The following is a 12147-nucleotide window of genomic DNA, read 5'->3' as shown; positions in this document are numbered from 1 at the left end:
CGCCCCAGCGTTCCGTCCCCTGCCCGCTTAGTTTTTTTGATTATAGCGGCTTTCGTACTTCCTTTCGACTTGATCGAAAGTTGCTCGTTTCAATCCCTGATAGGGAATTAGGTTAATTGCGGCTTGCGTGTTTGATTCCAAAAAGTGCATAGACGTGTGGCAGGCGTTTCAATCCCTGATAGGGAATTAGGTTAATTGCGGCAACCAACTTAAATTGGTTCGAGAACGGATTGCTGCGTTTCAATCCCTGATAGGGAATTAGGTTAATTGCGGCTCGTCGGCTTTGGCAGAGATGTTGCCAGGAGAATGCCGTTTCAATCCCTGATAGGGAATTAGGTTAATTGCGGCTGTATCTAGGATTATTCTTCATACAAGAAATTGTGTTAACGTTTCAATCCCTGATAGGGAATTAGGTTAATTGCGGCTCGTCCTTCTCGCTTTGCTTTTGGTATAACTTGAGGTTTGTTTCAATCCCTGATAGGGAATTAGGTTAATTGCGGCCCTCGGCATCAGAAGAGAGACTAATGTTAGTCAAGTTTCAATCCCTGATAGGGAATTAGGTTAATTGCGGCTAACCTCTCAACTACCTTTGGTTGTTGGCTTGGCGTCTCAGATTCCGTTTCGTTTCAATCCCTGATAGGGAATTAGGTTAATTGCGGCTTTTGATTCATCGCCATGCAGGGCGACGGCCTTTGTTTCAATCCCTGATAGGGAATTAGGTTAATTGCGGCGATGATGCACTAGGTCGCATATCGCAATCTGCTAAGTTTCAATCCCTGATAGGGAATTAGGTTAATTGCGGCTATAATGCCCCAAGAATCCCAGGCAGTGCCTGAGTTTCAATCCCTGATAGGGAATTAGGTTAATTGCGGCCTGGGTGATTGTCTACATCGAAAGCAAACCCAAACGTTTCAATCCCTGATAGGGAATTAGGTTAATTGCGGCCGCTCGTGTCAGAAGCCTTACAGTATTTAGTTTTCAAGGTACTGTTCCGTGAACGATCTACAAAATATCATTTCAGCCACCGCCCTGTCAAGAGACAGAAACTTCAACAACCATGAAAGCCATACTCAGCAAGAATTCCAGCGTTTCCGTGAACCTAATTTTCAAGGTACAGAGGCTCAAACCCTTGCCGCACAAGCCATACAGCCGAAAGATTTGACCCCCTCAAAAAAACACCTACCCATTCACGGAAATTCCAGAAACGGGAAAGCGATTAAACACTCGCGACTGCTAACTGTTCCGCCACCTCTTTTTCGTTCATCTCGTCGAGTTTTTGCCAAACTTGCTGCATCAATTCATCCAAACCAACTCGACTCACAGCGGAAATCAACAAAACAGGAGCACCACTCATTTCTTTAAGTCTGCTGATTAAATTACCGATTTCTTCGCTTTCAAGGTCGATCGCATCTACCTTATTAAAAGCCAAAATCTGCGGTTTATCGGCTAAACCACGCCTGTAAGCCTTTAATTCTTCCTGAATTGTGACGTAATTGGCGATCGGATCTTCATCCGTAACATCAATCAAGTGCAGCAACAACCGAGTCCGCTCAATGTGCCGCAAAAACTCGTAACCCAAACCCGCACCTTCGTGAGCCCCCTCAATTAATCCCGGGATATCAGCAAAAACAGTACCGTCGCCGGTGGGTTTTCTGACTACACCTAAATTCGGGACTAAAGTTGTAAACGGATAATCTGCTATTTTGGGGCGAGCTGCAGACAAAGCTGAAATTAAGGTGGATTTGCCAGCATTCGGCATCCCCAGAATTCCCACTTCAGCTAATAGCTTCAATTCCAAACGCAAAAATTTGTGTTCTCCTTCTTTTCCCGGCATCGCATAATCGGGAGCGCGGTTGGAATTGGTCAGAAAACACTTGTTTCCCAAACCGCCTTTGCCACCTTTGGCAACGCAAAAAGTCTGTCCGGGCGTCACTAAATCTGCTAAGATTGCCTGAGTTTCCGCGTCGTAAACTACTGTACCGCAGGGAACTTCGATCGTGCGATCGTCCCCAGAAGCCCCCGTCATATTCTTCGGCGCGCCGCGCTTCCCGTCATCGGCTTTAAAAATTCGGTTGTACTGAAAATCTAGCAGCGTTTGCAGGCTTTCCACCGCTACCATAAACACAGAACCGCCCCGCCCGCCCGTGCCGCCGCTCGGCCCGCCCGCCGGTACATACTTTTCTCTGCGAAAAGCTACCATACCGTCGCCGCCTTTGCCGGCTGCGACTTGAATATCTGCTCGATCGATAAATTGCATAATTTAGTCAGTAGTCAATAGTCAGTAGTCAGTAGTCAGTAATCATTAGTCATTAGCTATGATACCAGATCCAAGTACAATATTCCTCTTTTCCTTGAGTGTGCAGAGGCTGACTCCAAGCAAGTGTAGTCGCGACTTATAGTCGCCGGAAAAATATAGTTATACCAATTCTGAAAAGTAGTGCATACCGAGAGATTTTACCCGAGCATCTGTAGGGAAACGGCAGTGCCGTGTCCGGCTCTTGGGTTTGCGACTTTTAATAATTTGTATAAGATTGAGGATTGTAGCAAAACTTTTTTGAATTGGTATTATCAAAGCGGATTTAATATTAGCAGGACTTACCCACAAAAACTGAATAAACCTGGTTTTTCTACTGGGGCGGATCGCTGTAACGATGTTTTTTTGTAGAAAAACTAGGTTTTTGCGTCTTGGACTAATTAGTAATCATTGGTTAATAGTTACAGTCATTAATCCAAGATTTCACAAGAATGACTAATGACTAATGACTACTGACTACTGACCACTGACTACTAACAATATATCGATACATCTTCCTTACATTCATCTGCCAAATAGCAGAGAGCTCGAAAGCGCATCCCCACCAACTGTTCGTAAAGCGGGTTAATCTTGCACATCGCCGGAATGTGCACGATTTTGCGTCCGAATAACACGACATCTCGCTCAAACGGACACTGCGGCGGAATCATTTTGCAGACAAAGTGTGCGACTCTGGGGTCGTGAACTTCCCAGGCGTCAAGCCAGTCTTTGACGGGTTGCAGAACATTTTTTTGGTGAGGTTGAGGTAGTCGAGATGAAAGCGGTGTTCCGGCGACGGGGGCGACATTCGCATCAAAGACTATTTGGCTGCTGGGCCCCTGGGGATCGGACTTGCTCTGTTGTATCGTTTGTCGGAGAGCTTCTATCGCCTCGACCTTGTGACCCAAAGCTGTGCAAAAGTTGTGAATTACCTCGTCTTCGCTGAGCGAGTATGTACCGTCTGCCAAGGCTACCATTACTGCTGTCCTCAAAAAATTCTCGCCGTTGGCTGTGCTTTTCCCTAAAACAGCAGCTAGTTCCTCTGAGGCAATAGGTTCAAAACTTGCTTCAAAAGATACCGGATGTAGTTCATCCTGAGTTAGATTGGCAATCATTTCTTGCTCGTCTTCGTCAAAGTTGCCGTCTGCCCAAGCAATTGTCAGCAATCCGCGCAGCCAAGCAGTAATCTCTTCATCGGTGCAGGAAGATTTAGCGTTACTCATTAGCATTTCCATTTGGATATACCAGTCAATTTGTTCGTTTACAGCGGGATCAATATTCCCCTCCCAAGAATTTTTACTGCTTTTTTGTTCGCTCAATGATGTATTTGTTGAAGGTTTGTGCTCGAAGATTGCTCCAAACGCTTGTAGTGGACGTGTTAAAAGCATATTTGTTTCTCAGGATCATCGCTAACTAGCGAGCTAATCTATTGGTTAATCCTATTCCTTAAAACGTCATCTATCTGGAGGAATAGGTTTGTTGGACTCATCTTAACTCTAGTTGCACCGATTGAGAGGGCGATCGACTTTTATTCAAACCCGATTGCCGTTAGCAACCCTATTTTTCGCAAGAAATAAAAGGTTTGCAAGCGTTGGATCTAATCAGACACGGGGTTTCTCACCCAGGGGCGATCGAATTTCGCTATCTTTACATTTTAATATATATTTTTGTAAATTTTTGTGTAACGGCGTCGTAACATTTGACAGCGAGCCGGCTTTATGACTTGGAAAAAAAAAGAGCTGATGCAACTGTTACCGCCGTTCAAAGGTTGTGATTGCTGTGTCCGTCTAGAAATGACTGATTTTTTTAACTTCGGCGGCACAAAATCCAGCGCAATTCCATTGGCGGGCGTCCGTTTGCCATCGGGAAGACATCTCGACCGGTGGCCCAAGTGGGAAACCAGGGTGTCGGCGGCCAGGCTCCTTCCGGCAGGTGGTGGCGTTCGTACTCAAACACCAATTCGTCGGATATTTGGACTAAGGGCAACCCTTCCATTGCGGTGGCGAGTTCTTGGGGGGTAAATAAAGTAGACCAAGAGAGTTGGGCAACTTGTCGCACCAGGGCATCAGGCTGGTAGTCGCCGACTGTTAAAAACGTGCTGAACAGCAACAGACCCCCAGGACACAGGGAATCGCACATTTTAGCGAGGAAAAGCCGTACTTGATCGCTGTCTCGAAAATGTGAAATGACTTCGGCGGCAACTGCAAGCTGATAGCGGGCCGGTTTCATCCGCATTAAGGGGTCGAGAACATCGCCTTCAGTCACTGTCACGGGAAGGTTTTCGGCTGTTACTGCCGCTTTCAATTGTTCTGCAAAAGCAGGAGTTAGTTCGATCGCATCCACAGAATAGCCCAATCTCGCCAGCGGCAAGGTATTGCGGCCGGTACCAGCCCCCACGTCCAAAATCCGCACTCGATCGGGTGTGCCCAATTTAGCAGCCGTTGCCATCAATTTTGCGTCTGGATGAGAGCCGAAAAGCGGAGGTTCTCTGGTGTCTATCCAGCTTTTGTACTGTTCTCCCATTGTTGAGGTAGTAACAATCACTTTGCAGGCTAAACCGGTTTGCGGTGGCTGTACTGATTCGTATTGCAGGATCAGCATCGATGCTGTGGAGGTGCGGTAGCCTTGTTCTAACTTGTTGACTAAAAGCTTGCTGAGTTCGTCTCTGCGTTCTTCCGGCAGGGGTCTGTCGAGAGTGCGAAATAGCTGTTCTATCGCCTTGAGATAGTGGCTTACCATTCCCGGTACACAGGGGAAAACTAATTCTCCGCGAGCGATGATGCGAGTATTAATTTTGTAGAGGATAGCTTGCTGGAGAATGTCGGGATTTACTACCAGCGGTAGCTGTTCGGTTTGGTCGATCGTACTTTCGGCGCCCATAAATTCCGCGAAGAAGGAAGAAGGAAGAAGGAAGAAGGAAGAAGGAAGAAGGAAGCCGTGTACAAGATTTAACGGATTTAACCGATGGATTTTGAGGCTTGAGGTTGGAGGTTCGGGGGAAGTCCGTTGAGAGCTGACTGTACAATTTAAAAGTATAAAAAAGCCGATATTAGATTTCTTTGGTTTCGTTGCTGAGTATTTTTAGATTTTAGAAAAGGCGATTTTAGAGCTTTATTTTGCATAAATTTCCAATCTCAAATCTCAAATCGACCAAGCCCAAAACCCGAGTAGCTCTGAAAATCGGAGTTAGTATCAAGATAAGCTGTAGCGCATTTAAATTGTATGTTTCACGGCGAGGTGGAAAAAGCGTCAAATCCTCTCGCCTTCTCCCCTCTCTCCTTCCCCTCGTCAGCCATAACAGGCAATTTATATGGGTAGCAAATTAAAGCTGGGCTTAGTTGCTGCCGGTAAAAGTCACTTGCGGGAACCTTGACTGAGCTTCAGTCATAGGGCGCCGTCTGCCTTCCTCTTGCCAGTAGTTAATTACTTCTGTGGCTTGGTTGAGGATTTCGACGCGATCGTTATCAGCAATCCAGTGTTTGGCTTCGAGTTCGTTTTTGAGGTCTTCCCACGCATCTTTGCGAGGCCAGAAAAAGTAGGATGTCAGCGGGCTAGTTCCTTTGCCGACAACTTGGTCAACGGCGAGGGCAACATTCTCTTCTAGCCAGAGAACTTTTAAGATGAACTTGGACAAGCAAACCTCCAGGGTTCCGATCGAACTTGTTAAAAATTTCTACAATCGCTAAGCGTAGCACATTCTGTTCAATAATGAGTCATCAGTGATTAAAAGTTTTGTCTGGGGCTGGGTTTCGTGCCGGAAATTGGCTTGAAACCGATAAAATTTGGGTTTTCACCCGCCCTAGGTACAAGGATGGTTAAGTTGTGAACAAAGTTATTTTAGTCTTCGACATTGACGGTGTGGTGCGGGATGTGTCCGGTTCCTACCGGCGGGCGATCGCGGATGCGGTGGAACATTTCACGGCGGGTGCTTTTCGCCCGAATTCTCTCGATATCGACTCTCTGAAGTCGGAGGGAGTGTGGAATAATGACTGGCAGGCGTCTTTCGAGTTAGTTTGCCGTTATTTTGAGGGGATTGGGCGATCGAGAAACCAACTCGCTCTCAACTATGACGAATTAGTGGCTTTCTTCCAAAATCGCTATCGCGGGGCTGATGAGAAAAATTGGACTGGTTACATTTGTGCCGAACCGCTGCTGTTAAGTCCGGCTTACCTGGAAAATTTAACAGTTGAGGGCATTGTTTGGGGCTTTTTTAGCGGGGCGATGCGGGATGAAGCTGCTTATGTTCTGGAAGGAAAACTGAGTTTAAATTCCCCCGTGTTGGTGGCGATGGAAGATGCACCGGGAAAACCCGATCCGGCTGGACTTTTCTCCGCAATTGAACAGTTGGAAAACCTGCACGGTTTAGAAAAAAATTTGCCTGTAATTTACGCAGGAGATACTGTTGCCGATATTTACACGGTTGTGAAGGCGCTGGAAGTGCAACCAAACCGGATTTGGCTGGGGACTGGAATTTTGCCACCTCATGTTTTGGATGATTCTGAGCGCTGCGAGGCTTATACTGCGGCGCTGAAAACTGCTGGTGCAGCAGCGGTTTTCAGGAATGTAGAAGAGTTGACGGCTGCGCGGATTCGAGAATTAGTTAATTGTTAGTTGTCAGTTGTCAGTTGTCAGTTGTCAGTTGTCAGTTGTTAGTTGTCAGTTATCGAAATAACCAATAACCAATAACCAATGACAACCGCCAACTTTGCCTTGGAAATTATTTCAAGTGCAAGAACTTGTCTAATGCGCTGACTGCAACTGGCGGCCAGCGGCGGTTATTGGCAACCCAATCGATGTCTTTGTAGCGGGGATCGAGGCCGACTGCGGCTACCCAATTGCTCTCTGCTTCGCCGCGCTGTCCTGCTTCCCAAAGACAGGCGCTGAGGGCGGCTCTCATGTCGGCAAATTGGGGGTATCTGCGGACGATGTTTTTCATGTTGCGAATTGCTTCTTTGGTTTGCCCGTTTTGATAAAGTGCGAGGGCGTGGTTGGCGCGGGCAAAGGCGTATTCGGGGGCTAATTCAAAGGCTTTGCTGTAGTCGGCAATTGCTGGTTCCCATTTTCCTAAACCGGCTTCGGCGTTGCCTCGGTTGTTGTAGGCGGCTGGATCTTTGGGGTCTAATTCTAGTACATGATTGTAGTCGGCGATCGCTTCTTCCCAGCGTCCTAAACCTTCTAAAGCCGTGCCGCGGTTTAGGTAGGGATCGGGGGCATCGGGAGCTAGTTCGATCGCTTTTTCGTAGTCGGAAATAGCTGCTTGCAGCTTGTTTTGGCTGACTCTAGAATTGCCTCGGTTGCTCCAAGCGGCTGCTTGCGAGGGAAATTTGTCAATAATTTGAGTCCAAAAACTTTCAGCGGCGGGAAATTGACCTTCATTTGTAGCTTGAAAAGCTTTTTGAACGAGTTCTCCCAATTCCTGTTGGGGTTCGGCGATATCTGTTGGTTGTACTTGTGCGGCAACGGGCGCGATATTTCCCAACCACACTAACCCGGTTACAATTAATACTGTAAAAAATGTGAAAAGTGAGCGAATCATCGTTGTTGGTAGTTTAAACTTTACTAAACATATTATTAACCGAATTTGCGGGCGTTGGTTAGAAGATGTTTGAAAAGTCTCGGCGACTTAAGTCGCAGCTACACAGACAAAACCTGTCTCCGCAGGTTCTAAAACCCTGGATTTTCTTTAGTCCGCGCAGGCGGACTTTGGTTGTGTAGTTGCGGTTTTAACCGCCAGTTTGTGTAGTCGCAACTAAGGATAATTTGGTGAAAAAACGGTTGCTAATTTTGGGCGGGACGGGGGATGCTGCTGAACTGGCGGCAAGAGTGTCTCAAATCGCTGAAATAGAGGTGGTATCTTCGCTAGCAGGACGCACTCAGCAGCCTTTTACCCCAAAAACGGGTACGGTGCGAATTGGGGGGTTTGGTGGGGCGGCTGGGCTGGCAGCGTTTTTGCTCGATCGCCCGATCGACTTGTTAATTGATGCTACTCATCCGTTTGCGGCTCAGATTTCTGCCAATGCTGCTGTTGCTGCTGCTGAATGCAATGTGCCCTATTTGATGCTGGTGCGTCCAGCTTGGGAGATGGTGGAGGACGATCGCTGGATTGAAGTTACCAGCCACTCGGAGGCTGCAAAGGCTTTATTAGGGCAGTCTCAGCGGGTGTTTCTCACCATTGGCAGGCAGGAATTGGCTGCGTTTGCGGGTTTGGATGCTATTTGGTTTTTGATGCGGGCGATCGATCCTCCTGCACTAAATACTCCTGTTCCTAACGGTAAATTGTTATTAGCAAGGGGGCCTTTTACATTAGAAGACGAGCGAGAATTGCTGTTAGAATATCAGATTGATACAATTGTTAGTAAAAACAGCGGGGGCGGTGCTACTTATGCTAAAATTGCTGCGGCTAGGGAACTGGGAATTTCGGTTGTAATGGTGCAGCGGCCGCAGATTCCCGATGTTGAGCAGGTTGATAATGTTGAACGAGCGATCGCTTGGTTAATTAAGCAGCTATTAGTTATGAGTTATTAGTTACATCCTTGGGGCGATCGGAATGTGCCAGCGCACCTCAACTGAGCTTGTAGCAGCCAGACGGCAAGAATTACTCTCCCCTTAGTCTACAAATACCTAGACTACTATCAGCAGTTGGGGTTAAGGTCGCGGATTGGACGGGGTGACAACCCCTCTGTCTGTGTGAGAGCGATCGATTTAAACTCTTCTCAGTGCAAGGCTTTCCGGTTTTTTGTCACTGCGTCAGGAGAATTACTCTAATAACCCTACCCAATCAGGAGACTCAAATATATGCAATACAAAAACGGTATGCCAATTGCCATTATTGGCGCGGGAATATCAGGCATTACGACAGCCCATATTCTCAAGAAAAATGGTTTCCAAGCAGTTGTTTTCGAGAAATCCGAAAAGCTGGGCGGAGTATGGGCACTTGCATACCCAAACGTACACCTGCAAAATATCAGGGAACAGTATCATTTATCTGATTTTCCCTGGCCATTCACGCCTGATTTACATCCCACCGGAGAACAAATCCTGAATTATTTGGAACAAGCGGTCAACCATTTAAAGCTGGATGTGCGGTTAAATCATGAAGTTATCGAACTCAAAGAAACAGAAGATGGCTGGCTATTAAAATATAAAAACCAGGATGGCGTTCGCGAAGAATTATTTGGATACGTCGTTATGTCAGTTGGGCAATATACAGAAGGAAAGTATCAACCTGAATTCCCAGGTATCGAAGATTTCGGCGGGAAAATCATCACTGAACGGGATGTACACGCGCTTGATATATTCGACAATCAACGAGTTGTAATCGTTGGCTTCGGAAAAAGTGCTTTGGACATGGCGACTTTCGCAGCCAAACAAGGCGCGCAAGTAAATCATGTATTTCGTACACCGCGCTGGCTGATCCCAGAATGGATTTTGGGCGTACATTTTACCTACCCATTATTCAGCCGTTTTGGAACAGTGATGATGACAAGTTGGTCACATCCAACCGCCATTGAACGTTTCCTGCACAATCGCCTTGGCTTCATTGTTTCAGGTTTTTGGGATTTGATTGCATCCATTTTCCGCTTTCAAGTTCAGCGAAATGTTTCTGGAAAAGACCAAGCCGCCCAGAGTCGCATCAAAGCTGTACAACCAGACCACAAACTATTGCCTGATTTACGTTCAGCCACAGCGGTTGCGCCTGAAGATTACTATCCGTTTATTGCAGAAGGAAAAATCTCGCCCCACCGTGCAGAATTATCTGGTTTTTCGCCAGAAGCAGTAAAGTTGAAAAATGGTTGCGAGATTCCATGCGATTTAGTCATTCTATCTTTGGGTTCGCAAGCGCCAATTTTTCCATTTTTGCCTGATAAATATCGAAAAATCTTGGAAACCGAACCCGATGGCGTGCAGTTATATCGCCACTTGCTTCATCCTCGCATTCCTGGCATTGCCTTTGCCGGGTTCAATCATGGATATATGCACGTGCCTGCTGTCGAAATTGCCGCACAATGGCTGTGTGCTTACTTGCGTGGTGAACTTGAGTTACCTTCCAGCGAAAATATGGAAAAAAGTATTGAATGTATCCGCCAGTGGAAACGCGCAAATATTCAATTTGAACCTTCGCGATCCTGTGCAGTCAATACTCGCTTTCAACAATATATTGACATCATGCTTAAAGATCTGGGTGTTTCTCCTTATCGAAAATTGCCTAACATTTTCGCTGAGATATTCGGCAGATATCAACCATCAGATTATCTTGGCGTATGCGAAGAATATAATCACAAAAATAAAAGTCGCTCTACTCCACTACACCCTCTTCCGTTGGATACATGATTGCTTGTAAAGCTTAGGAGGGATCAATTGATGCGCTATTCTGCTGCTCAGGTCTTTGCTGCCCATTTCGCACTAATTGGAAAGGATATCCAAGCTTGGGTAAATTTTTTTGCTGAAGATTCGGTCTGATTGTTCGATCGCCCAAATCTAAGTTTTCTACCAAAAACTTGAGTAAATTCTGAGCATAATTGCTGATTGACAAATGCTTCCCTAGCTTAAACTGTTACCTTAGCAATGGGCACTGCCTGCGAATACAAATCGCTCGGCTCTGCCTCCAATTCCAATAACTAATGCTCAATTCCCAATTCTCAATGCCAAATTACTTTGATTTTTTTTGACTATTCAAAGAGTTAAGATGATTGTTCATTTTTTGCAGGTATGTTTTTAAAACAGGATACTGTGAAGTTGCTAGCAGTGTATCTTTTTTCTGGCTGACAGTTGTTTCTAATGGCAAAACGCGATAGTTCGTTTTATTGTTCTGAGTATAGCGGTGTACCCAAGTCGGAATGGTTTTGATGCTGGTAATTTCTGTAGTTTTTTCGGGAAAGGTTTTGCGAATATTTACTTGCAAAATTACGCCTAAGTCTGTATAATTTTTATTCTGACCGGAAATGAAGTTTCCCATTGAATAAATTGCTACAGCTTTGCGGGTTTTGCCATTTTTCCCGGGGAAGTTAAAAATTTTGTAAGGTTGGACGACGTGGGGATGGCTGCCGAGAATGATGTCTGCACCAGCTTTTAATAGGTTTTGAACTAATTGTTTTTGTTGCGCGTTTGGCTGTCGCTCATATTCATTCCCAAAATGCAGGGAAATTGCGATAATATCTGCTCCTTTGGTTCGGGCTTTAGCAATGTCTTTGACTATCTTTTTTTCGTCTATTAGGGAAACTAAATAGTCTTTGCCTTTGGGTATGGGAATGCCGTTTGTGCCGTAGGTGTAAGCGAGAATAGCTAGGGAAATGTTGTTTTTGGTGCTGATTAAAGTGCGATCGTCCGCAGCTTTCGATTCGGCTGTTCCTGTTGAGGCAATTTTACGATCGCTCAGATTGGCGATCGTCCTAATTACCCCTTTTTCTCCACGGTCTAAAGCATGATTGTTTGCAGTTGTCAAGATATTAAATCCGGCTTTTTTAGCCGCATCCGCTAATTGAGCCGGTGCGTTAAATAGCGGATATCCGGTATATCCGCCCGCATCTTCGCCCGCTAAAGGTGTTTCGAGATTTCCGATGACCCAATCGCCTGTTGATAGGATACTTTTAACTGGTGCGAAGAAAGTGTCAAAATTGTATGTTTTCTTTTTTGCGTCGTAGCCCGATCGGGTTTGGGTACTGTGCATCATGATGTCGCCGACAGCAATTAGTTTTGCTTCTTCGATCTCAGACTTTGGTTTGGCGGGAACAGGGGTTGCAATTGGCGATCGACTTTCTGTATGCTGTGTGTTGGTTTGTGGCGTTTGAATATTGCAGCCTGCGATCGAAAGCATGGCAATTACCGAAAGCAACCGACTAAAATTCATGATTTTT

At 45.9% G+C, this 12147-nt stretch carries 9 protein-coding genes and 1 CRISPR repeat array; of the genes, 3 read left to right on the top strand and 6 right to left on the bottom strand.

What is annotated here, in order from left to right; genetic code table 11:
* Positions 1-86: 86 nt before the first annotated feature.
* A CRISPR array of direct repeats spans positions 87-945; the repeat unit is 37 nt; unit sequence GTTTCAATCCCTGATAGGGAATTAGGTTAATTGCGGC.
* A gap of 271 nt (positions 946-1216) precedes the next feature.
* The 4 genes from obgE to E5S67_RS15555 form a co-directional block, all read right to left on the bottom strand.
* The gene (gene obgE / locus E5S67_RS15570; protein ID WP_172188734.1) at positions 1217-2257 is read right to left on the bottom strand and encodes a GTPase ObgE; all 1041 of its coding nucleotides are present in this window, start codon (positions 2255-2257) and stop codon (positions 1217-1219) included.
* A gap of 530 nt (positions 2258-2787) precedes the next feature.
* Entirely contained in the window at positions 2788-3681 is an 894-nt protein-coding gene (locus tag E5S67_RS15565; RefSeq protein ID WP_172188732.1) for a Mo-dependent nitrogenase C-terminal domain-containing protein, read from the bottom strand.
* Positions 3682-4099: 418 nt separating this feature from the next.
* Entirely contained in the window at positions 4100-5173 is a 1074-nt protein-coding gene (locus tag E5S67_RS15560) for a class I SAM-dependent methyltransferase (protein WP_172188730.1), read from the bottom strand.
* A 454-nt stretch (positions 5174-5627) separates the two neighbouring features.
* The gene (locus E5S67_RS15555) at positions 5628-5939 is read right to left on the bottom strand and encodes a 30S ribosomal protein PSRP-3 (protein ID WP_278187374.1); all 312 of its coding nucleotides are present in this window, start codon (positions 5937-5939) and stop codon (positions 5628-5630) included.
* Positions 5940-6115: 176 nt separating this feature from the next.
* Between E5S67_RS15555 and E5S67_RS15550 the strand changes: the two genes are divergently transcribed.
* A complete protein-coding gene (locus tag E5S67_RS15550) occupies positions 6116-6904 on the top strand; it encodes a TIGR01548 family HAD-type hydrolase (protein WP_172188728.1) in 789 nt (262 codons plus the stop codon).
* 106 nt (positions 6905-7010) lie between these two features.
* Here E5S67_RS15550 and E5S67_RS15545 read toward each other — a convergent pair whose 3' ends face one another.
* Positions 7011-7829 carry a tetratricopeptide repeat protein gene (locus tag E5S67_RS15545; RefSeq protein WP_172188726.1) on the bottom strand — a complete coding sequence of 273 codons (819 nt, stop codon included), beginning with the start codon at positions 7827-7829 and terminating at the stop codon, positions 7011-7013.
* 227 nt (positions 7830-8056) lie between these two features.
* Between E5S67_RS15545 and E5S67_RS15540 the strand changes: the two genes are divergently transcribed.
* Together E5S67_RS15540 and E5S67_RS15535 are read left to right on the top strand one after the other, a co-directional pair.
* A complete protein-coding gene (locus E5S67_RS15540; protein WP_172188724.1) occupies positions 8057-8818 on the top strand; it encodes a cobalt-precorrin-6A reductase in 762 nt (253 codons plus the stop codon).
* A gap of 270 nt (positions 8819-9088) precedes the next feature.
* Positions 9089-10624, top strand: coding sequence for a flavin-containing monooxygenase (locus tag E5S67_RS15535; protein WP_172188722.1), 1536 nt, complete (start codon positions 9089-9091; stop codon positions 10622-10624).
* Between the two features lie 319 nt (positions 10625-10943).
* On the opposite strand, the gene E5S67_RS15530 is transcribed toward E5S67_RS15535, so the two are convergent.
* Positions 10944-12140 (bottom strand): CapA family protein, encoded by a 1197-nt coding sequence (locus tag E5S67_RS15530; RefSeq protein ID WP_172188720.1) that lies wholly within the window; start codon positions 12138-12140, stop codon positions 10944-10946.
* Positions 12141-12147 lie beyond the last annotated feature (7 nt).

The organism is Microcoleus asticus IPMA8, assembly GCF_013179805.1.
Taxonomy (GTDB): domain Bacteria; phylum Cyanobacteriota; class Cyanobacteriia; order Cyanobacteriales; family Microcoleaceae; genus Microcoleus; species Microcoleus asticus.
Note: the sequence above shows the minus strand (reverse complement) of the source record. Positions and strands in the feature narration are given on the sequence as shown.